The sequence below is a fragment of the Streptomyces sp. R28 genome, from assembly GCF_041052385.1.
GTDB lineage: Bacteria > Actinomycetota > Actinomycetes > Streptomycetales > Streptomycetaceae > Streptomyces.
This window is the reverse complement of the sequence record NZ_CP163439.1, coordinates 3,562,713-3,585,090: the sequence shown is the minus strand read 5'-3', so window position 1 is coordinate 3,585,090 and position 22,378 is coordinate 3,562,713. Positions and strand designations below refer to the sequence as shown.

The 22,378-nt window shown below is 71.4% G+C and carries 20 protein-coding genes; 9 read left to right on the top strand and 11 right to left on the bottom strand.

The window, feature by feature from the left end; genetic code table 11:
• The first annotated feature begins 62 nt into the window (after window positions 1–62).
• Together AB5J49_RS15845 and AB5J49_RS15840 are read left to right on the top strand one after the other, a co-directional pair.
• Window positions 63–1,394 carry an ammonium transporter gene (locus AB5J49_RS15845; RefSeq protein ID WP_369169281.1) on the top strand — a complete coding sequence of 444 codons (1,332 nt, stop codon included), beginning with the start codon at window positions 63–65 and terminating at the stop codon, window positions 1,392–1,394.
• Entirely contained in the window at window positions 1,391–1,729 is a 339-nt protein-coding gene (locus AB5J49_RS15840; protein WP_062715372.1) for a P-II family nitrogen regulator, read from the top strand. Before AB5J49_RS15845 ends, AB5J49_RS15840 begins: the two co-directional genes overlap by 4 nt.
• 73 nt (window positions 1,730–1,802) lie before the next feature.
• On the opposite strand, the gene AB5J49_RS15835 is transcribed toward AB5J49_RS15840, so the two are convergent.
• On the bottom strand, window positions 1,803–2,279 hold the full coding sequence (locus AB5J49_RS15835; RefSeq protein ID WP_369169280.1) for a hypothetical protein: 477 nt from the start codon (window positions 2,277–2,279) through the stop codon (window positions 1,803–1,805).
• 239 nt (window positions 2,280–2,518) lie between these two features.
• Window positions 2,519–3,367: a helix-turn-helix transcriptional regulator gene (locus AB5J49_RS15830; RefSeq protein WP_369169279.1), complete on the bottom strand. Its 849-nt coding sequence runs from the start codon at window positions 3,365–3,367 to the stop codon at window positions 2,519–2,521.
• Window positions 3,368–3,490: 123 nt separating this feature from the next.
• On the opposite strand from AB5J49_RS15830, the gene AB5J49_RS15825 reads away from it, so the two are divergent.
• Window positions 3,491–4,345, top strand: a complete 855-nt coding sequence (locus tag AB5J49_RS15825; protein ID WP_369169278.1) for an NAD-dependent epimerase/dehydratase family protein — start codon at window positions 3,491–3,493, stop codon at window positions 4,343–4,345.
• A gap of 23 nt (window positions 4,346–4,368) precedes the next feature.
• Here AB5J49_RS15825 and AB5J49_RS15820 read toward each other — a convergent pair whose 3' ends face one another.
• The 4 genes from AB5J49_RS15820 to AB5J49_RS15805 all read right to left on the bottom strand — a co-directional run bounded on the left by AB5J49_RS15820 (window position 4,369) and on the right by AB5J49_RS15805 (window position 8,367).
• On the bottom strand, window positions 4,369–5,607 hold the full coding sequence (locus AB5J49_RS15820; protein WP_369169277.1) for an MFS transporter: 1,239 nt from the start codon (window positions 5,605–5,607) through the stop codon (window positions 4,369–4,371).
• On the bottom strand, window positions 5,604–6,947 hold the full coding sequence (locus tag AB5J49_RS15815) for a GH1 family beta-glucosidase (RefSeq protein WP_369169276.1): 1,344 nt from the start codon (window positions 6,945–6,947) through the stop codon (window positions 5,604–5,606). Before AB5J49_RS15815 ends, AB5J49_RS15820 begins: the two co-directional genes overlap by 4 nt.
• Before the next feature lie 61 nt (window positions 6,948–7,008).
• Entirely contained in the window at window positions 7,009–7,275 is a 267-nt protein-coding gene (locus AB5J49_RS15810) for a protealysin inhibitor emfourin (RefSeq protein ID WP_369169275.1), read from the bottom strand.
• A gap of 21 nt (window positions 7,276–7,296) precedes the next feature.
• A complete protein-coding gene (locus AB5J49_RS15805; protein ID WP_369169274.1) occupies window positions 7,297–8,367 on the bottom strand; it encodes a M4 family metallopeptidase in 1,071 nt (356 codons plus the stop codon).
• 337 nt (window positions 8,368–8,704) lie between these two features.
• On the opposite strand from AB5J49_RS15805, the gene leuA reads away from it, so the two are divergent.
• A complete protein-coding gene (gene leuA, locus AB5J49_RS15800) occupies window positions 8,705–10,426 on the top strand; it encodes a 2-isopropylmalate synthase (protein ID WP_369169273.1) in 1,722 nt (573 codons plus the stop codon).
• Window positions 10,427–10,610: 184 nt separating this feature from the next.
• On the top strand, window positions 10,611–11,309 hold the full coding sequence (locus AB5J49_RS15795; protein WP_369169272.1) for a TerB family tellurite resistance protein: 699 nt from the start codon (window positions 10,611–10,613) through the stop codon (window positions 11,307–11,309).
• On the opposite strand, the gene AB5J49_RS15790 is transcribed toward AB5J49_RS15795, so the two are convergent.
• Window positions 11,201–11,716, bottom strand: coding sequence for a DUF6234 family protein (locus tag AB5J49_RS15790; RefSeq protein WP_369169271.1), 516 nt, complete (start codon window positions 11,714–11,716; stop codon window positions 11,201–11,203). The two genes, AB5J49_RS15795 and AB5J49_RS15790, sit on opposite strands and share 109 nt — an antisense overlap.
• A 197-nt stretch (window positions 11,717–11,913) precedes the next feature.
• Between AB5J49_RS15790 and AB5J49_RS15785 the strand changes: the two genes are divergently transcribed.
• Genes AB5J49_RS15785 through AB5J49_RS15770 form a run of 4 tightly spaced genes read left to right on the top strand, consistent with a single transcriptional unit; the run spans window position 11,914 to window position 17,223 of the window.
• Complete coding sequence (locus tag AB5J49_RS15785; RefSeq protein ID WP_369169270.1) at window positions 11,914–14,010, top strand: MMPL family transporter; 2,097 nt, start codon at window positions 11,914–11,916, stop codon at window positions 14,008–14,010.
• Window positions 14,011–14,056: 46 nt separating this feature from the next.
• Entirely contained in the window at window positions 14,057–15,298 is a 1,242-nt protein-coding gene (locus AB5J49_RS15780) for a sensor histidine kinase (RefSeq protein ID WP_369169269.1), read from the top strand.
• Entirely contained in the window at window positions 15,295–15,954 is a 660-nt protein-coding gene (locus AB5J49_RS15775) for a response regulator (RefSeq protein WP_369169268.1), read from the top strand. The genes AB5J49_RS15780 and AB5J49_RS15775 overlap by 4 nt, the downstream gene beginning before the upstream one ends.
• A 39-nt stretch (window positions 15,955–15,993) precedes the next feature.
• The gene (locus tag AB5J49_RS15770; protein ID WP_369169267.1) at window positions 15,994–17,223 is read left to right on the top strand and encodes an exo-alpha-sialidase; all 1,230 of its coding nucleotides are present in this window, start codon (window positions 15,994–15,996) and stop codon (window positions 17,221–17,223) included.
• A 228-nt stretch (window positions 17,224–17,451) separates the two neighbouring features.
• On the opposite strand, the gene AB5J49_RS15765 is transcribed toward AB5J49_RS15770, so the two are convergent.
• The 4 genes from AB5J49_RS15765 to AB5J49_RS15750 are packed head-to-tail and all read right to left on the bottom strand — an operon-like array spanning window position 17,452 to window position 22,368.
• The gene (locus tag AB5J49_RS15765; RefSeq protein ID WP_369169266.1) at window positions 17,452–18,387 is read right to left on the bottom strand and encodes a dihydrodipicolinate synthase family protein; all 936 of its coding nucleotides are present in this window, start codon (window positions 18,385–18,387) and stop codon (window positions 17,452–17,454) included.
• On the bottom strand, window positions 18,387–19,406 hold the full coding sequence (locus AB5J49_RS15760; RefSeq protein ID WP_369169265.1) for an oligopeptide/dipeptide ABC transporter ATP-binding protein: 1,020 nt from the start codon (window positions 19,404–19,406) through the stop codon (window positions 18,387–18,389). Before AB5J49_RS15760 ends, AB5J49_RS15765 begins: the two co-directional genes overlap by 1 nt.
• A gap of 17 nt (window positions 19,407–19,423) precedes the next feature.
• Entirely contained in the window at window positions 19,424–21,412 is a 1,989-nt protein-coding gene (locus AB5J49_RS15755; protein ID WP_369169264.1) for a dipeptide/oligopeptide/nickel ABC transporter permease/ATP-binding protein, read from the bottom strand.
• Window positions 21,409–22,368, bottom strand: coding sequence for an ABC transporter permease (locus AB5J49_RS15750; RefSeq protein WP_369169263.1), 960 nt, complete (start codon window positions 22,366–22,368; stop codon window positions 21,409–21,411). The genes AB5J49_RS15755 and AB5J49_RS15750 overlap by 4 nt, the downstream gene beginning before the upstream one ends.
• Window positions 22,369–22,378: the final 10 nt, after the last annotated feature.

The window sequence follows — 22,378 nt, the reverse complement described above, 5'->3', positions numbered from 1 at the left end:
GAAACAGATCCGTACGCATCCCGAAACGCGTGCCGGTGAATCTCTGACGAGCCCCCACCTCGATGGAGACGACCGTGACCCTCGCCGCCGCGCAGGCAGACACCGGCGACACCGCCTGGCTGCTCGCCGCCACCGCACTCGTGCTGCTGATGACCCCGGGCCTGGCCCTCTTCTACGGCGGCATGGTCCGCACGAAGAGCGTGCTCAACATGCTGATGATGAGCTTCGTGTCGATCGCGCTCGTCACCGTCGTATGGCTGGCCTGCGGCTACTCCCTCGCCTTCGGGGACGACATCGCCGGCGGTCTCATCGGCGGCCTCGACCACGCCGGGATGGCGGGTCTCGGACCGGACAGCGTCCAGGGGACCGTCCCCACCCTCCTCTTCGCCACCTTCCAGCTCACCTTCGCGATCATCACGGCGGCCCTGATCAGCGGCGCGATCGCGGATCGCGCGAAGTTCGGGGCGTGGCTGGTGTTCGTGCCCGTGTGGGCGCTGCTCGTATACGTTCCCGTCGCCCACTGGACCTGGGGCCCGGGCGGCTGGATCCTCGACCGCCTCGGCGCCCTCGACTTCGCCGGCGGTCTGCCCGTCGAGATCACCTCCGGCGCCTCCGGCCTCGCCCTCTGCCTGGTCCTGGGCCCGCGGCTCGGCTTCAAGAAGGACGCCATGCGGCCGCACAACCTGCCGATGGTCGTGCTGGGTGCGGGGCTGCTCTGGTTCGGCTGGTTCGGGTTCAACGCCGGCTCCGCCCTCGGCGCCAACGGCCTTGCGGCCGCCGCCTTCCTCAACACCCTCGCCGCCGGCTGCACCGGCCTGCTCGGCTGGCTCTTCGTCGAGCAGAAGCGCGACGGTCACCCGACGACGCTGGGCGCGGCCTCCGGCGCGGTCGCCGGCCTCGTCGCCATCACCCCGTCCTGCGGCTCGGTCTCCCTGCTCGGCGCGCTGGTCATCGGCCTCGCCGCCGGTGCCGTCTGCTCCTACGCCGTCGCCTGGAAGTTCACGTTCAACTACGACGACTCCCTGGACGTCGTCGGCGTCCACCTCGTCGGCGGCGTCATCGGCACCCTGCTGATCGGCGTCTTCGCGACGGCCACGATGACCGGCGGGGCCGAGGGGCTCCTCTACGGCGGCGGGCTCGGGCAGCTCGGCAAGCAGGCGGTGGCCGTCGTCGCCGTGGCCGCGTACGCCTTCGCCGTCACGTACGGCATCGGCAAGGTCCTCGACAAGGTCATGGGCTTCCGGGCGAGCGAGGAGCAGGAGCACACCGGCCTGGACCTTACGGTGCACGCCGAGACCGCTTACGATCACGGGGTCCTGGGGCACGGCGCCCCGGTCACCGCGTCCGTCGCGTCCCCCGTCCCCGCCGCGCAGAAGGTCAAGAAGCAGGCATGAAGCTCATCACCGCCATCGTCAAGCCGTACCGGCTCGACGAGGTCAAGACCGCCCTCCAGGAAATCGGTGTGCACGGTCTGACCGTGACCGAGGCGAGCGGCTACGGCCGTCAGCGCGGCCACACCGAGGTGTACCGCGGCGCCGAGTACCAGGTCGACCTGGTGCCCAAGGTCCGGATCGAGGTCGTCGTCGACGATGCCGCGGCCGACGACGTCATCGACGCCATCGTGAAGGCCGCCCAGACCGGCAAGATCGGCGACGGCAAGGTCTGGGCGCTGCCGGTCGAGACGGTCGTACGCGTGCGGACGGGCGAGCGCGGCCCCGACGCGCTGTAAGCGCCGGACGCCGGGACCGCGCCCCCTTCTGCAGACTGCTTCAGAGCTTCAGAGCTTCAGCGCGTCACGCGCCTCAGTCGAACACGAACGGGCCCGGCGACTGCGGCCCGGTCGCCGTGCACGTGATGGTGATGCCGAAGACGGTCATCTGCAGCGAGCCGCCGAAGGCCTCCAGGCTGTCGCCGGAGGCCACGGTGCCGCTGAGCGGGCCGACCTGGACGGGGTCGCCGGCGGCCATCGCCGGGTTCTCCGTGCCGGTGAAGCTGGTGGTGCCGCCGCTCGCCTTCACCAGGGTGAGCGTCGAGGTGATCGAGTCCTCCCCGAGCGCGATCGGCGCGGTGATCGCGGAGGAGTTGAGGGTGAGGGTGGCGGCGGTGCCGTTCTGCGTCGCCGTGAGCGTGGCCTCGCCACCGCCGAAGCTGCCGCAGTCGGCGGTGATCGTGGCGGTGCCGGGGGCGACGGCCAGGGCGGCGGGGGCGAGGGCGAGGCCGGTGACCGCGAGGGCTCCGGTGACCAGCGCCGCGCCTGCTGCAATGCGCTTGCGTCTCATGGGGATCCGCTCCCTTTCGAGGTGGGGGAATTCCTGCTGTGGGGTGGGGGAATTGCTCGGCAGGTGGATGCGGACACACTGCGTGCACAGCTGAATCTGACGGTCCGTCGGAACCGCCGTTTCCATTGATGCGCGTGGGGCGATGGGCGGCAAGGGTGATTTCCGGCCTCAACTACCCACGAGTCAACTACCCACGAGTCAACTACCCGCGAGTCAACTACCGGCCCCGGCAAGCCCCTTCAGGTCTTGCTGGGTGACATGTCCTGCAGGCCCACCACGCGCAGGAGTTGCAGGCGCTCGTAGGCCTCCGTGCCCGGGCGGGCGGTGTGGACGACCAGGAGGTGGTGGTGCTCGTGGCTGACCATGACCTCGCAGTCCAGTTCCAGCAGGCCGACCAGCGGGTGCACGAAGCGTTTCGTCGCCCGGTTGCGCTGGGACACCTCGTGCTCGTCCCACAGACGGGCGAACTCCTCGCTCGACTCCCGGAGTTCGGCGACCAGCGCGGCCGGTTCCGGGTCGTCGGGGCGGGCCGCGGCCACCGCGCGCAGGGTGGCGACGTGGGCACGCGCGTGGCCCGCGAGGTCCTCCTGCGGGAAGAGGGCGCGCGCGCTCGGGTCCAGGAAGAAGAGGCGGCTCAGGTTGCGCTCGCGGCGCGGACGGGACATCACGTCGCCGACCAGCGCCCTGGCCATCGCGTTCTGGGCCAGCACCTCGCCACAGTCGTTCACCACCTGCGCCGGGGTGTCGTGCAGCCGGTCCAGGATCAGCAGCAGCCCGGGACGGACGTGCGCCGACGCCGTCTCGCGGCGCGGGGGCTCCTCGCCGGCCAGATGGAACAGGTGATCCTGCTCGACGTCGGTCAGGCGCAGCGCGCGGGCCAGTGCCGTCAGCATCTGGCGCGACGGGCGCGGCCCCCGGGACTGTTCGAGGCGGGTGTAGTAGTCCACCGACATGCCCGCCAGCTGCGCCACCTCCTCGCGGCGCAGGCCGGGCGTGCGACGCCGGGCGCCCGGCGTCAGGCCCACGTCCGACGGGGTCAGCCGGGCACGGCCACGGCGCAGGAAGTCGGCGAGTTCGGCTCGGTTCACCTCTCCAGCCTGCGGCAACCCGCGCGTCTTATCCAGGGACTGCCGATCCCCTGATCAACAGGTCTCTCCCGGCCGCAGCGCCCCCGGCCGAGGCTGGTGGCACCAGACCGAGAGGAACAGACCATGTTGACACTGGTGACAGGCACAACGGGGCAGGTCGGCCGGCGCTTCGTCCCGAGGCTGCTGGCGCAGCGGCGGCCGGGAGAGGAGGTACGGGTTCTCGTGCGGGACGCCTCGCGCGGCGAACCCTTCGCCGAGCTCGGCGCCCAGGTCGTCGTAGGAGATCTGCGGGACACCGAGACGCTCGGCAAGGCGGTCGCCGGGGTCGACGCCGTGGTGAACGTCGCCGCGTCCTTCCGGGGGGTGCCGGACGAGGAGGCGTGGGCGGTCAACCGGGACGCGGCCGTGGAGCTGGGCCGTGCCGCGCTGGCCGCGGGCGTGCAGCGGTTCGTGCAGGTCAGCACGGGGATCGTGTACGGCGTCGGGCGGGGGCGCCCGCTGACCGAGGACGACGAGAGCCGGCCCGGCGGCGCGATGTGGGGGGCCTACGGCGAGTCCAAGGCCGAGGCCGAGCGCGAACTGCTCGGTATGGAAGGCCTCGACGTACGCGTCGCCCGGCTCCCCTTCGTCTACGGCGAGGGCGACCCGCACCTCGCCCAGTCCCTGATGTGGGCCGGGAACTGGGCGGCGACGCAGCGGCTGCAGATGGGGCATCACGCGGACGTCGCCCAGGGGTTGCTGCGGATCCTGCACGCGCCGGGTATCGCGGGGCGGATCTACAACATCGCCGACGACGCGCCCGTGACAGCGGTTGAGCTGCACCAGCTGAACGGGGTCGAGGTGCCTGCCGAGTTGTATACCCGGACCGATCCGGACCCGTGGCTCATCATCACCTCCACGGAGCGGATTCGGCGGGAGCTGGGTTATCGGCCGTTGTATCCGTCGGTTTACGCGGCGCGGGACGCTGGTGCGCTGTGAGGTAGTGCCTGGGTGTGTCCGACTCAGTCCACGCCCTTGATCCGCCCCACCAACACCGCACCCGCCAGCCCCGCCCCCGCCGCCACCAAATACAGCACCCGGTATCCGCCCAGGTACGTGACGATCGGGGCGGCGAGGGCGGGGGCCGCCACCTGGGGCAGGGCGTTGGCCACGTTGATGACGCCGAGGTCCTTGCCGCGGTCGAGGGCCTTCGGCAGTACGTCCGTCATCAGCGCGAAGTCGACCGACATGAACACCCCGAGCCCGAGTCCCAGCAGCGCCGCCACGACGATCGCGCTCGGCCAGGTCTGCCAGACGGCGAGCAGGGCCGTGGCCGCCGCCATCAGCACCCCGGACCAGTACACGAACGGCTTGCGCCGGCCCACCCGGTCCGACCAGACACCGCCCACCACGACCGTGGCCAGCAGCGTCACGCTGTTCACCGCGGTCAGGATCAGCACGCCCTGCTCGGGGTCCGCGTAGTGCAGGCGGTCCCGCAGGTAGTACAGCAGGTAGAGGATCACCAGGGCGTTGCTGAGGTTGATCAGGAAGCGGGTCAGCCAGGCCCAGCCGAAGTCGGGGTAGCGGCGCGGGCTCAGCCAGAAGCCGCGGGTGAACGAACGCCAGGACCACGCCGGCCGGTCCGCCACCCCGAGTCGGAGATCCCCGTACCGCAGGACGTACGGCAGCACACCCGCCAGCGCGAACACCGCGCACGCCGCGTACCCGGCCGCGATCCCGCCCAACGCCGTCGCCAGCCCCGTGCCGGCGACCGCCCCGAGGATCTGCGCCGCGCCCAACCAGCCGCCCACCACGCCCCGTTGGAGCCGCGGCACCCGGTCCGGCACGGCCGCCGTCACCGCTGCGAAGGCCGCGTTCAAAGTCAGCTGGACCAGGCACCAGCCGGCCGCCATGGTCCACAGCCCGCCCGCCCCGGCGAGCAGCAGCAGCGACAGCGCGCCGCCCGCCGCGCCGGCCACGATCCACGGCGCACGGCGTCCCCAGCGGGCCGTGGTGCGGTCCGAGAGCGCGCCGAAGAAGGGGTTCGCCAGCAGCGACACCACCGCGCCCATGCCCGTGACCCACGCCAGCAGCGTCTCCTTCGACATCCCCGTGCCGGGCGCGAAGTCCTCCGCCTGCTGGGCCAGCAGGATCTGCAGCGGGCCGTACCAGCCCACCCAGATCGCCACGTTGGCCAGCGACAGCGCGGCCGTCCAGCCCTTGCCGACCCGTTCGACGGGCTCCGCGAGGGCCGTTGTCATCTCTGGGTCCGCAGCAGTTCCTGGAACCAGCCGTACGACGCCTTGGGTGTCCTGGCAAGGGTCGCAGGATCTGCGAAGTCCACGTGCACCAGCCCGAACCGGCGTGCGTAGCCCTCCGCCCACTCGAAGTTGTCGAGCAGCGACCAGACGAAATAGCCGCGTACGTCCACGCCCGCCTCCACCGCCTTGTGGAGCGCGCGGATGTGGCCGTCCAGGTAGGCGATACGGTCCTGGTCGTCCAGCCCCTCGTACGAGCAGCCGTTCTCGGTGATGACGACGGGCGGCAGCCGGTCGCCGTAGCGGTCGCGGAAGCCGGTGAGGAGTTCGGTCAGGCCCTCGGGGACCACCGGCCAGCCGAAGTCGGTCACGGGTACCTCCTCGATCTGCCGGACCGAGAAGGGCAGTTCGGCAGGGATCGTCAGTCCGCCGAACTCGATGTCCGTTCCCTCGGGGGCGCCCACCCGGGTCGGCGCGTAGTAGTTGATGCCGTAGAAGTCCAGGGGCTCGCTGATGACCTTCAGGTCGGACTCCACGTCTCCCGGCATCAACTCGCCCAGCCCTGCCGGGTATTCGCCCAGCAGCAGCGGATCCGAGAACAGCCGGTTGAGCAGCACGTCGTAGAACTCCGCCGCCTCCACGTCCGCCGCTTCCTCCGATGCCGGCCACGTCGGACCGTGCGAGTTGGCGATCCCGATGTCCGTGGCGCCGGCCGCGCGCAGGGCCCGTACGGCCAGGCCGTGGGCCAGCAGCTGGTGGTGGGCGACCGGGAGCGCGTCGAAGAGGAGCTGCTTGCCGGGGGCGTGGGCGCCCAGGGCGTGGCCCAGCAGGGTGTGTTCGGCGGGCTCGTTGAGGGTGATCCACTTGTTCACGCGGTCGCCGAGCCGGTCGGCGACGACCGACACGTGCTCGGCGAAGCGGGCGGCCGTGTCCCTGTCGAGCCAGTCCAGCGACACCGGCAGATCCCAGTGGAAGAGGGTCGGGACCGGCCGTACGCCCGCCGCGACCAGCTCGTCCACGAGACGGTCGTAGAAATCCAGACCGCCCGGGGAGTTCACCCGCGGCCAGGAGATCGAGAAGCGGTACGCGTCCACGCCGAGGTCGGCCAGCAGCGCCACGTCCTCGCGGTAGCGGTGGTAGTGGTCGCAGGCCACGGCCGCCGTGGAGCCGTCCTTCACCCGTCCCGGCTCGGCCGTGAAGGCGTCCCACACGGACGCCTCGCGCGTGTGAGCCGCGCCCTCGATCTGGTGGGCAGAGGTCGACACGCCCCACAGGAAGCCGGCCGGGAACTGGGGTATCGGGTTCGTCGCGCCGCGCGCATCAGTCGCCATGCGCCGGATCATCCGTACCGGCGGTAACGGAAGTCAACGGCCAGGCGTGAACTGCCCGTTACGCTCCGGCGTCCTACGCACCTTCCTTCAGCACCCTGGAGATCAGCTTCCGCTGCTCGTCGGTGAGCCGGGGGTCCGAGCAGTACACCGTTTTGCCGTCCACGGTGATCTGGTAGCTGAAGCCGTCCGGAACCCCGATCGGGGGCGTGCCCCGGCCGGACGCGACCGCGCGTTCGGCCAGGGCCTGCCACTCCTGGGCGTCGGTCCGCCCCGAGGTGTCCACCTCGGCAAGCCGCTCGATGCCCGCGAATCCGCCCGTGCGCCGTACCTGAATACGCATGGGTTCCTGTCTAGTACGGACTCAGAGGATCCGCACCCCGACCTGCTCCCACGCCTTCTCCACGGCCTGGAGCTCCTCGCCGCCGTCGCCGAAGCGCTCGCGCGCGGCCTTGACGGTCAGCCCCGCGAAGTCGGTGAACAGGGCGCGGTCGCTGAGCTCGCCGCCGGTCAGGACGTCGTACCAGATCTGTCCCGCCTTCTCCCAGGCGTGGCCGCCGAGTGCGGTGGCGGCCAGGTAGAAGGCGTGGTTGGGGATGCCGGAGTTGATGTGGACACCGCCGTTGTCGCGGCCGGTGCGGACGTATTCGTCCATGGTCGCGGGCTGCGGGTCCTTGCCGAGGACGTCGTCGTCGTACGCGCTGCCCGGCTCCTTCATGGAGCGCAGGGCCTTGCCGGAGACGCTGGGCGCCAGCAGGCCCGCGCCGATCAGCCAGTCGGCCTCGGCGGCGGTCTGGCCGAGCGTGTACTGCTTGATGAGGGCGCCGAAGACATCCGACATCGACTCGTTCAGCGCGCCGGGCTGGCCGTAGTAGGTGAGGTTGGCCGTGTACTGGGTGACGCCGTGGGTGAGCTCGTGGCCGATGACGTCGATCGGGATGGTGAAGTCGAGGAAGATCTCGCCGTCACCGTCGCCGAACACCATCTGCTCGCCGTTCCAGAAGGCGTTGTTGTAGTTCTCGTCGTAGTGGACGGTGGCGTCCAGGGGCAGGCCGTCGCCGTCGATGGAGTGCCGGGCGTAGGCCTTGAGGAACAGGTCGAAGGTGGCGCCGAGGCCGGCGTAGGCGCGGTTGACCGTGGCGTCCTGGCCGGGGTCGGTGCCCTCGCCGCGGACCTTGGTGCCGGGCAGGTTCGTGCCGTGCTCGGCGTCGTAGATGGTGCGCAGCGGCTGGTCCGACGGTGCCTTCGCCGTCGGGGCGGCCGCGAGGGCGAACTCGGTCGTGACGCGGCGCCTGCCGCGCAGCTCGCTGTCGCGCATCAGGGTCCGCCGGGCGGGACCGGAGAGTGCGGGGTCGTCGTTCCTGGCCAGTTTGTCGAGGACATGTGGCGGGACGACGGTGCAGAAGACGGGCTCGAAGCCCCCGTGGGTCGTCATGCCCGGAACCCTTGCACTGGGTCATGGGCGTGTCACTACCCGCAACCATGATTGGTGAAATATGCGGACAGGGAGCCGCACGCTCCGTGACGAAGTGGTATGGCGCACTTTTTGTCCTATTCGTCCCCCGGGTCCCGCATACTGATACAGCGCCCCGCACGGGGAGCGGCTCGGCTAGCATGCTGCGCATCATGCGTTTCGGGCTGCTTCTTCTTAGCTGCCGCGGCGAGGGCCTGTAGTCCAGGTCGACTCCCTCCCCGCGGAGCTTCGTGTTGCGTCGTCGGCCGTCCTTCCGGACACCGGGACTTTCCGGACTTCACGAGGAGCCCACGCAATCATGGCGAACCGCCAGCAGCCCAGCCACATGCCGATCCACAAGTACGGCCAGTACGAGCAGGTCGACATTCCCGACCGCACCTGGCCGGACAACCGGATCACCGTCGCCCCCCGCTGGCTCTCCACCGACCTGCGCGACGGCAACCAGGCCCTGATCGACCCGATGTCGCCCGAGCGCAAGCGCCGGATGTTCGACCAGCTGGTCAAGATGGGCTACAAGGAGATCGAGGTCGGCTTCCCGGCGTCGGGACAGACGGACTTCGACTTCGTACGCTCGATCATCGAAGAGCCGGGCGCGATCCCGGACGACGTCACCATCTCCGTACTGACCCAGGCCCGCGAGGACCTGATCGAGCGCACGGTGGAGTCCCTGAAGGGCGCCAAGCGCGCCACCGTCCACCTGTACAACGCCACGGCCCCCGTCTTCCGCCGGGTGGTCTTCCGCGGCTCCAAGGACGACATCAAGCAGATCGCCGTCGACGGCACCCGGCTGGTCATGGAGTACGCCGAGAAGCTGCTGGGTCCGGAGACGGAGTTCGGCTACCAGTACAGCCCCGAGATCTTCACCGACACCGAGCTGGACTTCGCGCTGGAGGTCTGCGAGGCGGTGATGGACGTCTACCAGCCGGGTCCGGGCCGCGAGATCATCCTCAACCTGCCCGCCACGGTGGAGCGTTCGACGCCGTCCACGCACGCGGACCGCTTCGAGTGGATGAGCCGCAACATCTCCCGCCGCGAGCACGTCGTCATCTCCATCCACCCGCACAACGACCGCGGCACCGCCGTCGCCGCCGCCGAGCTGGCGCTGATGGCCGGCGCCGACCGCGTCGAGGGCTGTCTGTTCGGACAGGGCGAGCGCACCGGCAACGTCGACCTGGTCACCCTGGGCATGAACCTGTTCTCGCAGGGCGTCGACCCGCAGATCGACTTCTCCGACATCGACGAGATCCGTCGTACGTGGGAGTACTGCAACCAGATGGAGGTCCACCCGCGCCACCCGTACGTGGGCGACCTGGTCTACACGTCCTTCTCCGGCTCCCACCAGGACGCCATCAAGAAGGGCTTCGACGCGATGGAGGCCGACGCGGCCGCCAAGGGCGTGACGGTGGACGACATCGAGTGGGCCGTGCCGTACCTGCCCATCGACCCCAAGGACGTCGGCCGTTCCTACGAGGCGGTCATCCGCGTCAACTCGCAGTCCGGCAAGGGCGGTATCGCGTACGTCCTGAAGAACGACCACAAGCTGGACCTGCCGCGCCGGATGCAGATCGAGTTCTCCAAGCTCATCCAGGCGAAGACGGACGCCGAGGGCGGCGAGGTCACCGGCAGCGCCATCTGGTCGGTCTTCCAGGACGAGTACCTGCCGAACCCGGAGAACCCGTGGGGTCGGATCCAGGTCAAGAACAACCAGTCGACCACCGACACCGACGGCGTGGACACGCTGAAGGTGGAGGCCACGGTCGACGGCCAGGACACCGTCCTGACCGGCTCCGGCAACGGTCCGATCTCTGCCTTCTTCGACGCGCTGCAGTCCATCGGGATCGACGTACGGCTGCTGGACTACCAGGAGCACACGATGAGCGAGGGCGCGTCCGCGCAGGCCGCGTCGTACATCGAGTGCGCGATCGACGGCAAGGTCCTGTGGGGGATCGGGATCGATGCGAACACGACGCGTGCGTCGCTGAAGGCGGTTGTCTCCGCCGTCAACCGGGCGGCCCGCTGACGGTTCACTCTCGCCGTAGGAGAGGCCCCGCCTGCCATTCTTGGTGGGCGGGGCCCGTCTGTTTCCGGCCATTGGGGTGTGCAGGTCACGGAAAGGTCTCGTCCAGGGTGCTGACTCCACGTCCGTGATGTGGCTAACATCACGCAAGCGCGGCGATGTTGCCGCGGCGTTACGGAGGTGCGACGTGCTGCCAGGACTGGGACAAGACGGCCGTGCCGCCAGGCTTGCGCGCATCCTGGGCACCCGCACCGCGTGGTCGGCCGTCGGTGACGGCGAGTTCTTCTGCCCAGGGTGCGGGGGCGACCGCAACTACCAGCGGCTGAGCGGGCATCGCCGCTTCACCTTCCTCGGCGTGCCCGTCCTGCCGCGCGGCGAGACCGGCCCCGTCGTGGAGTGCGCGGCCTGCCGCCACCACTTCGGCACCGACGTCCTGGACCACCCGACCACCACCCGCTTCTCCGCGATGCTCCGCGACGCCGTCCACACCGTCGCCCTCGCGGTGCTGGCCGCGGGCGGCACCTGCGCCCGACCGGCCCTGGAGGCCGCTGCGGCCACGGTGCGCGCGGCCGGGTTCGACGACTGCACGGAGGAACAGCTGGGCGCCCTGGTCGAGGCGCTGGCGGCGGACACCGGACGGGTCTTCTCCGAGCCCTGCGGTGCCGGACTGGCCATAGAGCTCCACGAGGCGCTGGACCCGCTGGCCCCGCACCTCGCACCGGCCGGGCGGGAATCGATCCTGCTCCAGGGGGCGCGGATCGCGCTGGCCGACGGTCCCTACACGCCCGCCGAGCGAGATGTCCTCGCGACGGTCGGCGCCGCCCTCACCATCTGCGGCGAGGACGTGACCCGGCTGCTGGCAGCGGCGGCACGCACACCGTCGTAGGCCCGGGCGGCGCGGTCCGCGTCGAACCGTGTGCCGCTCACGGCGATGACCAGTACGGCGGCGCCGGCGAGCACCTGCAGACAGGCACTGACGACGGCGCGGAGCCGGTACAGCAGCGCGGCGCTCAGCAGCACCAGGCCGCCGACGACGCCCACGTAGAGCCAGTCGAACGTGAAGGTGACGTCGGAGTTGTCCGCGCCCGGGTCGAACGGCTTCCAGTCGCCGCTGACGTCGATGCCGAGCAGCAGGGCCGCGACGGCCCCGAGGGCGTCGAGGACGAGCAGCCCGACGGCCAGGGCGATGTCCCCGGCGACGGGCAGCCACCGGCGTTCGGTGCGCGGGGGCGGCACGTTGGCGCCGCGGAACTGTGGGAGGCCGGAGGGCCCTTGCGTGTCGGGGTCGATCACGGCTGCCAGCTTTCCCCGAAAGCGGGGCAGGGGCCTGAGCACGGATACTCAGGAGCAGTACTCCCGGGGGAGTAGTCCCGTCGTTCCGCCGCCCCCGGCGGTATCCCCGAACTCGCCCTCTCGCCCGACGATCCGGCCCCTGAGCGCCGGGAGTCTGGAGACGACCCAGACACCCGATCCGGAGGGGGGCCCGTCTCATGGGGGCCGTAAGGACAAGTACGCGGCGACGGCGAGCCGTGCCATGGCTCGTGCTCGGGCTGTGGATCGCGGTGCTCGCGATCGCGTCGCCCTTCGCGTCGAAGCTGGCGGACGTCCAGCGCGACCGGGCCGTCGACTATCTGCCGGCGAGCGCCGACTCCACGCAAGTGGCCAAGATCCAGGACCGGTTGCCCGGGGGCGAGGCCACCGAGATGGTCGTCGTCTATCACCGGGACGGCGGGCTGACCGCCGCCGACAGGGCGACGGCGGCCGAGCAGATCGGCCGGATCGCCGGCAGGCACGAGCTGACCGGCGAACCGCGGGGCGTCCCGTCGAAGGACGGCACCACCCTGATGTACCCGGTGGCCAGCACCGAGCCCGGCCAGGACGAGGACAAGCGCGACGCCCTCGTGGGCGACGTCCGGGACGTGGCCGAGGGCGGCGACGGGCTCAGCGTCGACGTCGGCGGCGAGGGCGCGCTCGCCACCGACGCGAGCGAGGTCTACAACTCGCTCGACGGACCGCTGCTGTACACCACGGCCGGGGTAGTGGCACTGCTGCTGATCCTCATCTACCGCAGCCCCTTCCTGTGGCTCGTGCCGCTCGCCGTCGCGGGCATCGCCGACTACCTGTCGATGGGCGTCGCCTACGGCCTCAACCAGCAATTCGGCACCTCCGTGTCCGGCCAGAGCTCCGGGATCATGACGATCCTCGTGTTCGGGGCGGGGACCGACTACGCCCTGCTGCTCGTCTCCCGGTACCGGGAGGAGCTACGGCGTATCGAGCGGCCGTACGACGCCATGGTCGCCGCGCTCAAGGGCTGCGGGCCCGCCGTGCTCGCCTCCTCCGGCACCGTCGCCGCCGGGCTGCTGTGCCTGCTGGCCGCCGACCTCAACTCCAGCCGGGGCATGGGCCCGCTCGGCACCGTGGGCGTGCTGTGCGCGCTCTTCGCGATGCTGACGCTGCTGCCCGCGATCCTCGTCCTGCTCGGGCGGCGCGTGTTCTGGCCGCTCGTGCCGCGCCACGGCAGCACGCCCAAGGCTCGCCGGTCCCTGTTCACCGCGATGGGCGGCTCCGCCGGACGCCGTCCGCTGACCGTCCTCGCGGGCGGTGCCGTCCTGCTCGGCGCGCTGGCTCTCGGCGCCCTCGGCCTGCCCGGCAGTCTCAAGCAGGAGGACTCCTTCACCAGCAAGCCCGACGCGGTCGCCGCCATGGAGACGCTCGCCAAGGCCTACCCCGAGCGCGGCACCCAGCCCATCGCCGTCATCACGCCGCAAGGCCGCGCCGACGAGACGCTCGCCTCGATCCGCGGCACCCGGGGCGTCGACAGCGCGCGGGAAGGCCGGACCGGGGACGGCTGGACCGAGATCTCCGTCCTCGCCACCGCACCGCCCCAGTCCGCCGGGGAGAGCGCCACCATCGAGGCCCTGCGCGAGCGGCTCGACGGCTCCTACGTCGGCGGGCCGAGCGCCGAGCAGATCGACCTGAAGGACACCAACGCCCGGGACCGCCTGGTCGTCGTGCCGATCGTGCTGCTGTCCGTGCTGCTGATCCTCGCCGCCCTGCTGCGCTCGCTCGTCGCCCCGCTGATCCTGGTGGCGGCCGTGGTCGCCGTGTGGGGCGCGGCGCTCGGCGTCGGCGGACTCGTCTTCGGGCCGGTCTTCGGCTTCGAGGGCACGGATCCGGGGCTGGGGCTGCTCTCCTTCGTGTTCCTGGTGGCGCTCGGCGTCGACTACGGCATCTTCCTGATGCACCGGATGCGCGAGGAGTCCCTGAAGGGCGCCGAACCGGCGTCGGCCGCGCTCACCGCGCTACGCACGACGGGCGGCGTCATCGCCTCCGCCGGGCTCGTCCTCGCCGCCACCTTCGCGGTGCTCACCAACATGCCGCTCGTCCCACTCGTCGAGCTGGGCTTCGTGATCGCGGTCGGCGTGCTGCTGGACACCTTCCTGGTCCGCACCTACCTGGTGACCAGCGCGAGCGTGGCGCTGGGGCGCAGGGTGTGGTGGCCGGGCCGGCTCTCCCGCCAACCCGACGGGCCCCGACCGCCCGTACCGCCGAAGGAACCGGAGCCCGTGGCCGTCTCCGTCTCCTGACCGACCGGCGCCCCTCCCTCCCGGAGGGGCGCCCCCGTCCCGGAAGATGAACTCCGTGCAGGCAACCACCACAGCGCCAGGACCCCGCGTCGGCGAGCGGGTCATGGCCGCGATCAACCGCGACCCCCTGACCGCCCCGCACCGCACGCGCAACGACGCCCTGCTGGCCGTGGCATGGGCCGTCCTCGCCACCGTCACGGCCCTCCTCGGCGACAAGGGGATGCGGCCCGACGCGCTGGGCTGGACCCTGCTGCTCACGGCCCACGTGCCGCTCGTGTGGCGGCGCAGCCGTCCGCTGCCGGCCCTGCTCGTGGTGGTGGCCTGCGTCGCCCCGTACCACGCCCTGGAGAACAACCACGCCGCGCCCATCTTCGCGACCATGGTCGTGCTGTACACGGTCGCGGCGACCGGCACGGTGCGCCGCACGCTGCTCACCGGCGCCGCCGTCCTCGGCGTGACACTGATCCTCAACGCCCTCACCAATCCCGACGGGACGATGGAGCTCCTGCGCATCTCCGGCTGGGTCTTCGCGTTCCTCTTCTGCGGCATCGACGTCCGCTACTACCGCCAGTACGTCGCCGCCATCGTCGAACGCGCCGAACGCGCGGAGCGCACCCGCGAGGAGGAGGCCCGCCGCCGGGTCGCGGAGGAGCGCCTGCGGATCGCCCGCGACCTGCACGACCTGCTGGCCCACAGCATCACGCTCATCGGCGTGCAGACCTCCGTAGCCGCGCACGTCCTGGCCGCCGACCCCGAGCGGCTGGACCGCGAGACGATCGCGAAGTCGCTCGACGACATCGCCGAGACCTGCCGTACGGCCCGCGGTGAGGTCCGCACGACGCTGGACGTGCTGCGCGACCAGGGCGCGGCGGGCGACGCACGCGGCCCGCTGCCCGGACTCGACGGGGTGCCGGACCTGGTGGAGGCGGCGCGGCTGGCGGGGGCGCGGGTCGAGTCGGAGGTAGGGGTGCGCGAGGCGCCGCCCGCGGTGGGGGCGGCCGTGTACCGGATCGTGCAGGAGGCGCTGACGAACGTGGTCCGGCACGCGGGGCCCGGACCGGCCGTACGGGTCGAGCTGTACGAGGAGCAGGGCGCCCTGCGCGTGTCCGTCACGGACGACGGCCAGTGCCCCGCCACCGGCCCGCGGAACCCCGGCCACGGCCTCGTCGGCATGCGCGAGCGCGCCCGCAGCGTGGGTGGCACACTCGACGCCGGACCGCGCGAGGAGGGGGGCTTCGAGGTGAGTGCCGTGCTGCCGATCGGGAGCGACCGGGGAGGGGAGCGATGATCCGCGTTCTGCTCGCGGACGACCAGACGCTCGTGCGGGAGGCATTCGCCATGCTGGTCGAGTCGGCCCCGGACATGGAGGTCGTCGGCCAGGCGGCCACCGGCCGGGAGGCCGCGGAACTGGCCCGGAGCTCACGCGCCGACCTCGTCCTGATGGACATCCGCATGCCCGACCTCGACGGCATCGAGGCGACCCGCGCGATCGCGGCCGACGAGGACCTCGCCGGGGTGCGGGTGCTGGTCCTCACCACCTACGACACCGACGAGAACATCGTGGACGCGCTGCGTGCCGGTGCCTCCGGATTCCTCGTCAAGGACACCCGCCCGGCCGAACTCCTCGACGCCATCCGCACGGTGGCGGCGGGCGACTCCCTGCTGTCGCCGGGGCCGACGGCACGGCTGATCGAGCGGTTCCTGCGCAGTCCCTCCGCACCCACGGCGGCCGGGCCCGAATGCCTGTCCGAGCGTGAGCGCGAGGTGCTGGCGCTGGTCGCGCGGGGCCTCAACAACACGGAAGTGGCAGCGGCGTTGGGGCTCAGCCCGCTCACGGCGAAGACCCACGTCAGCCGCATCATGGGGAAGCTGGGCGCGCGGGACCGGGCGCAGTTGGTCATCGTGGCGTACGAGTCGGGGATGGTGACTCCGGGAAGCCTGTGACGGACAGGCCAATGTCTGACACCCCGTCAAGGGAGCTCGATGACCCTCCTGAGCCGCACCTCCAGTCGTACCTTCCTGGTCCCCCTTGTTCCCCTCGTCCCCTTGGTCACCGCAGTACTCCTGACCATCTCTCTCGCCACCGCCGGCAACGCCTCGGCGGACCCCGGCTGCACGTCCTCCGTCCCGTACGTCTCGGGCGAGGGCGGCTACGACACGTACCGCATTCCGGCGACGATCACGACCCGGCGGGGCACGGTGCTGGCCTTCGCCGAGGGCCGGCACGACGGTGTGGGCGACACCGGCGACATCGATGTCATCCTCAGACGCTCCACCGACGGCGGCTGCACCTGGGGTCCGCCGGCGGTGGTCTCCCCCGGGGACGGGGACACCCGGGGCAACCCTGCCCCGGTGCTGGATCCGCTCACCGGTGCGATCGTGCTGGTCACCTCCTACAACAGCGGTGATGTGACGGAGGCGCAGATCATGCGGGGCGAGGCGACTCCGGCGGAGAGCCGCCGGGTGTTCGTCCAGCGGAGCCTGGACGACGGCCGCCACTTCACGGCCCCGCGCGACATCACGACGCAGGTGAAGCCGCCGAACTGGCGCTGGTACGCGACGGGCCCGGGCCACGCGGTCGCGCTCCGGCGGGGCCCGTACGCGGGACGGCTGGTGGTCCCGTCGAACCACTCGGTGGCCCCCGCGCCCGGGTCCGCCGACACCGGGCAGGAGCCGAAGTACTACGGCGCCCACGCCATCTACAGCGACGACGGCGGGCGTACGTGGCAGCTGGGCTTCGTGGACGACTCGTACGACGGCGTCAGCAACGCCAACGAGTCCACGGCCGCCGAACTCCCCGACGGCAGGGTGTACTTCAACTCCCGCGACCAGCTCGGCACGAGCGCGGGCAACCGGCTCGACAGTCACTCGGGCGACGGCGGGGAGAGTCTGGACCGGCCGTACGCCGTCCAGCCGACGCTGAACGACGTCCCGGTGGTGGAGGGCAGCGTCCTCCAACTCCCCGGCTCCGGAGCCCCGTTGGTGTTCTCCGGCCCGTCCGTCCCGACCGCCCGTCAGTCGATGGCGGTGTGGCGCAGTACGGACGGAGGGGCGACCTTCACGAAGGCGCTGACGCTGTCTCAGCAGCGGGCGGCGTACTCCGACCTGGTGCCGCTCGGGCGGCGGGCGGTGGGGATCCTGTACGAGACGGGGAAGTCCGGTCCGTACGAGACGATCGAGTTCCGCCGCCTGCCGACGACTGACCTGACCTAGTTCCTCGCCCCCGCCGCCCCTACCCGTCCCATCCTGAAGGGGCGCTGCCCCTTCGACCCCGCCAGGGGGCTCCGCCCCCTGGACCCCCGCTCCTCAAACGCCGGAGGGGCTGACTTACCCAGCCCGTCCGGCGTTTGAGGACGAGGCCCGTTCAGGGCCGAAGCGGGGGTCTGGGGGCGGCAGCCCCCAGGGACGGGACGGGTAGGGGCGGCGGGGGCGGAAAACCGCCTACAGCAACCCCGCCCCCGCCAGAAACTTCCCCACCCGCTCCACCTCCTCCGCCGACAACGGCACCTGAGGCTCCGCCGTCGCCGCGCAGTCGATGACCCCCCGCAGATGCAGCGCCGCCTTGAACGCGCCCAGTGCCGACGAGCTCCCGCCCATCCGCCCCGGATCCCCCACGGTCACCATGCCGAAGAGCGCGCACAGGCGTTCCTGCTCGACCCGGGCCCGCTCCCAGTCGCCCGCCCGGCACAGGCGGTCGAGGTGGACGTAGCCGTGCGGGTCGACGTTGGCGAGGCCCGGCACCGCCCCGTCCGCGCCGACCGCGAGGGCCGCGTCGACGACGAGTTCCGAGCCGGTCAGCACGCTGAAGCCCGTGACGTCGGGGCGGGTGCGGGCGCCGATGACGACCTCACGGAACCCGGCCAGGTCACCGCTGGAGTCCTTCAGGCCGGCCAGCGTGCCCTCGGCGGCGAGGTCCAGGATCACGTCGGCGGGCAGTTTGGTGTGGACGGAGGCCGGGAGGTCGTAGGCCACCACCGGGACCGGGGATACCTCCGCGATCAGGCGGTAGTGGCGGGCGATCTCGGTCGGGTGGGTCCGGGCGTAGAAGGGCGCGGTCGCCACCACCGCGTCCGCGCCCGCCTCCGTGACCTCCCGGACGTGGTCCAGCACCCTCGGCGTCGTCATGTCGATCACGCCCGCCAGTACGGGGAGCCGGCCCCCCACATGCCCCGTCACCGCCTCCACCACAACCCTGCGCTGCCGGTCCGTCAGATACGCCGCCTCCGACGACGAACCGAGCACGAACAGGCCGTGCACCCCGCCCTGCATCAGGTGGTCGACCAGCCTGAGCAGGGACGGGACGTCCACCTCGCGGCCGGGTGTCAGGGGCGTGCAGACGGGCGGGACGACACCGGTGAGCGGGGTGGGGATGGTCATCAAGGCTCCTTGGAAAGGTGACTCTGCCGTACGAGGTCGCGGGTGGCCTCGCCCTCCTCCACCGGATGGTGACACCTGTAACGGTGCTCCGGGCCCGACGCGGCCGAGAAGTCCGGCATCACCTCAGCGCATACCCCCTCCGCCTTCCAGCACCGCGTCCGGAAGGGGCACCCGCTCGGCGGTCGGGTCGCCGACGGGACCGGGCCCACCAGCGGGATCGGGTCGATCGGGTCGAGCAGGCCGGGCGTCGCGGAGAAGAGGGCGCGGGTGTACGGGTGCCGGGATCCGTCGGTGACGTCGGCCGCCGGGGACTCCTCGACGATCCGGCCCAGGTACATCGTGATCACGCGGTCGCTCATCCGCCGTACCGTCTGGATGTCGTGGGAGACGAAGACCAGGGCCAGACCCAGCCGCTCCTTCAGGTCCAGCAGGAGGGTCAGGATCTGGGCCCGGACCGACACGTCCAGCGCGCTCGTCGGCTCGTCCGCCACCACCAGGTCGGGGTCCAGGGCCAACGCCCGTGCGATCGCGACACGTTGGCGCTGACCGCCCGAGAGCTGGCCGGGGAGGGCGTCGGTGAGGGCGCGGGGCAGGCCTACCAGGGACATCAACTCCCGCACCCGATCCTCGCGTTGGGCCTTGGTCCCGCGGCCGTGCACGTCCAGCGGGTCCCGCAGTATCTGCCGGACGGGCAGACGACGGTTCAGCGCCGTCGACGGGTCCTGGAAGATCATCCCGGTCCCGGCGCCGACCGCCGTCCTGCGCTCGGCCGCGGGCATCGTCCACAGGTCGCGTCCCCGGAAGGACACCGTGCCCGATGTCGGGCGCTGCACTCCCACCAGCACCTTCGCCAGCGTCGACTTCCCGCACCCCGACTCACCGACCACACCCACCGTCTCGCCGGGCGCGATGACGAGGTCGGCGCCGGTCAGGGCGTACACCTTGTCCCGCGTGAACAGCCCACCGCTGCGCGCCTTGTGCACGACGTGCGCGTCGGACAGCTCCACCAGTGAGTTCACCGGACCACCCCGCCCTTTCACTGGACGATTTCGCTTTCCGAGCGATCCGTCGGCGCCAGGAGGATCGCCGGGTGATGGCAGGCCGCCGTGTGCGCCGGTGTCCCCGACAGGTCGGGCGCCGTCGTCCGGCACATCTCGCTCGCCAACGGGCACCGGTCCGCGAAACGGCAGCCCGCCGGGAAGTCCGCGGGGGAGGGGACCACGCCCTTGATCTGCGTCATCCGCTCCTGCGCCGACTCCAGCGAGAGCACGCTGCCCAGCAGGCCCCGCGTGTAGTGGTGCGCCGGTGCCTCCACCAGGTCGGCGGTCACGCCGGTCTCCACGATCTGGCCGCCGTACATCACGACCACCCGGTCGGTGACGTCCGCGATCAGCGCGAGGTCGTGCGAGACCAGGATCAGGGCGAAGCCCAGCTCCTCCCGCAGCCTGAGCAGCAGCTCCATGATCTGCGCCTGCACGGTGACGTCCAGCGCGGTCGTCGGCTCGTCGGCGACGATCAGTTTCGGGTCGCGGGACAGGGCCATGGCGATCAGGACGCGCTGGCGCTGGCCGCCGGAGAGTTCGTGGGGGTAGCTGCGCAGGGTGCGTTCGGGGTCGAGGCCGACGAGCGTCAGCAGTTCGTGCGGGGTACGGCGGCCTCCGCGGCGTACGACCTGCTTGAGCTGCGAGCGGATCGTCATCGCCGGGTTCAGGGACGACAGGGCGTCCTGGTAGATCATCGCCATCTCGTGGCCCAGCAGCCTGCGGCGTACGCGCATCGGCTCGCCCACCAACTGCCGCTGGTTGAAACGGACATGGCCGCGCACCCGGGCGCCCTTGGGCTCCAGGCCCATCACCGCGAGGGCGGTGAGCGACTTCCCGCAGCCCGACTCGCCGACCAGGCCCAGCACCTCACCGGGCTGCACCTCGAAGCTGATGCCGTCGACGATGTCCACGCCGGCGTGCCGACCCTCGAAGCCGATCGCCAGGTTCTCGACGGCGAGTACCGGCAGTTGTCCCTGGGGCAACGGGCGTGCCCGTGCCCGCAGCCGCGCCGCCGCCTCCGTCAGCCCCGGAAGTCGCAGCACCTCGCCGCTGCCCGGCTCCGGCGCCTCCAGCCGGTCGTCGTCGTCCCGTACGTCGACCTCGCGCGCCGAGGGCGCCGCCCACGCGTCCGAGACGCCCTCGGAGAGGATGTTCAGCGAGAGCACCGTCACCAGCATCAGCAGGCCGGGGAAGACGGTCGCCCACCAGCCCCCGGTCAGCACCATGTTCTTGCCGTCGGCGATGACGCTGCCCCAGGAGGGGTCGGGCGGCCGCACGCCCGCGCCGATGAAGGACAGCGACGCCTCGAAGACGATCGCCTCCGCCACCTGGACCGTGCAGAACACCAGCACCGGGGCGGCGCAGTTGATCGCCACGTGCCTGATGACGATGTGCGGGGTGCGGGCACCGATGACCCGTTCCGCCGTGACGTAGTCCTCGCCGTACTGGTCGAGGACGTTCGCCCGGACCACCCGTGCCACCGGCGGCGTGAACAGGAACGCGATCGCGCAGATCAGGACGGTGATTCCGCCGCCGAAGACCGCGACGAGCACGGCGGCCAGCGCGATGCCCGGGAACGCCATCACCACGTCCAGGCAGCGCATCAGCGTCTCGTCGACCGCCTTGCGGGAGGTCGCGGCGACGGCGCCGAGCAGGGCGCCGACGACCAGCGCGAGCCCGGTCGCGCCGAGGCCGATCGCCAGCGACCAGCGGGCGCCGTACATCAGCCGGCCGAGGATGTCCCGGCCGAGGCTGTCCTGGCCCATCCAGTGGTCGGCGGAGGGGTGCCCGGTGCCGTCGACGGGCGGCTGCTGGTCGAGCGGGTCGTGCGGCGAGAGCAGCGGGGCGAGCAGCGCCATCAGGACCACGACCGCCAGGAAGCAGAACGCGACCTTCGACAACAGCGGCAGCCGGCGCCAGCCGTGCAGCCGGATGCCGGGCCGGGACAGCGCCTCGGCGAGGCGTTTGCGGTTGAACGTCACGTCGCCTCCCGCAGGCGCGGGTTGACCAGCAGATACAGGATGTCGATGACCAGGTTGACGACCACGAAGCCGGTCGCCGTCGTGAGGACGACGCCCTGGACCACCGCCGGGTCGCCGTTCTTCACGGCGTCGATCATCAGCTTCCCCATCCCCGGCAGGGAGAAGATCGTCTCGATGACCACCGCGCCGCCGAGGAGATAGCCGACGCGCAGGCCGAGCACGGTCAGCGGGTTGATGAGCGCGTTCCTGAGGACGTTCCGGCCGACCACCACCCGCGGCGGCAGCCCGCTGCCGATCGCCGTGCGGACGTAGTCCTTGTCCAGCTCCTCCACCACCGCCGTGCGCACGATCCGCGTCAGCTGCGCCGCCACCGGAAGCGACAGCGCGAAGGCGGGCAGCGTCATGGTCTTCAGCCAGCCGGTGAAGGAGTCCGCCGGGTTGATGTAGCCGCCGGTCGGGAACCAGCCCAGGTCGACGGCGAGGTACTGGATCATCAGCAGCGCCAGCCAGAAGCCGGGGGCGGCCACCCCGGTGAGGGAGACGACCCGGATGATCTGGTCGGGCAGGCGGTCGCGGTAGATGGCCGCCGTCACGCCGCCGAGCAGCGACAGTACGACCGCGACGCCGAGGCCCAGGAAGGTGAGCTGGAGGGTGAGCGGCAGCGCGGTCATGACCTGGTCGACGACCGGCGCCCGGGTCAGGGCGCTGATGCCCATGTCGCCGTGGAGCAGGTCGCCGATGAAGGCGACGTAGCGGACGGGGAGGGGATCCAGCAGGCCGTTCTCCTCGCGGAAGTCGTGCAGCTGCTGGGCGGTGGGGTTGGCGCCCTGGAAGAACGCGGACGCCGGGTCGACGTCCGAGAACCGCATGACCAGGAACACGAACAGCACGATGCCGAGCATCAGCGGCACGAGCAGCGCGATGCGACGGGCCAGGATCCTGACGACGGTGACCACTCAGGGACTC

Excerpts from the sequence above, each read along its gene's own strand:
- leuA (WP_369169273.1), top strand. The coding sequence starts at position 8,705 with ATGGCGAACCGCCAGCAGCCCAGCCACATGCCGATCCACAAGTACGGC.
- AB5J49_RS15770 (WP_369169267.1), top strand. The coding sequence starts at position 15,994 with ATGACCCTCCTGAGCCGCACCTCCAGTCGTACCTTCCTGGTCCCCCTT.
- AB5J49_RS15775 (WP_369169268.1), top strand. The coding sequence starts at position 15,295 with ATGATCCGCGTTCTGCTCGCGGACGACCAGACGCTCGTGCGGGAGGCA.
- AB5J49_RS15835 (WP_369169280.1), bottom strand. The coding sequence starts at position 2,279 with ATGAGACGCAAGCGCATTGCAGCAGGCGCGGCGCTGGTCACCGGAGCC.
- AB5J49_RS15815 (WP_369169276.1), bottom strand. The coding sequence starts at position 6,947 with ATGATCCGGCGCATGGCGACTGATGCGCGCGGCGCGACGAACCCGATA.
- AB5J49_RS15765 (WP_369169266.1), bottom strand. The coding sequence starts at position 18,387 with ATGACCATCCCCACCCCGCTCACCGGTGTCGTCCCGCCCGTCTGCACG.
- AB5J49_RS15840 (WP_062715372.1), top strand. The coding sequence starts at position 1,391 with ATGAAGCTCATCACCGCCATCGTCAAGCCGTACCGGCTCGACGAGGTC.
- AB5J49_RS15825 (WP_369169278.1), top strand. The coding sequence starts at position 3,491 with ATGTTGACACTGGTGACAGGCACAACGGGGCAGGTCGGCCGGCGCTTC.
- AB5J49_RS15820 (WP_369169277.1), bottom strand. The coding sequence starts at position 5,607 with ATGACAACGGCCCTCGCGGAGCCCGTCGAACGGGTCGGCAAGGGCTGG.
- AB5J49_RS15805 (WP_369169274.1), bottom strand. The coding sequence starts at position 8,367 with ATGACGACCCACGGGGGCTTCGAGCCCGTCTTCTGCACCGTCGTCCCG.
- AB5J49_RS15785 (WP_369169270.1), top strand. The coding sequence starts at position 11,914 with ATGGGGGCCGTAAGGACAAGTACGCGGCGACGGCGAGCCGTGCCATGG.
- AB5J49_RS15780 (WP_369169269.1), top strand. The coding sequence starts at position 14,057 with ATGAACTCCGTGCAGGCAACCACCACAGCGCCAGGACCCCGCGTCGGC.
- AB5J49_RS15845 (WP_369169281.1), top strand. The coding sequence starts at position 63 with ATGGAGACGACCGTGACCCTCGCCGCCGCGCAGGCAGACACCGGCGAC.
- AB5J49_RS15810 (WP_369169275.1), bottom strand. The coding sequence starts at position 7,275 with ATGCGTATTCAGGTACGGCGCACGGGCGGATTCGCGGGCATCGAGCGG.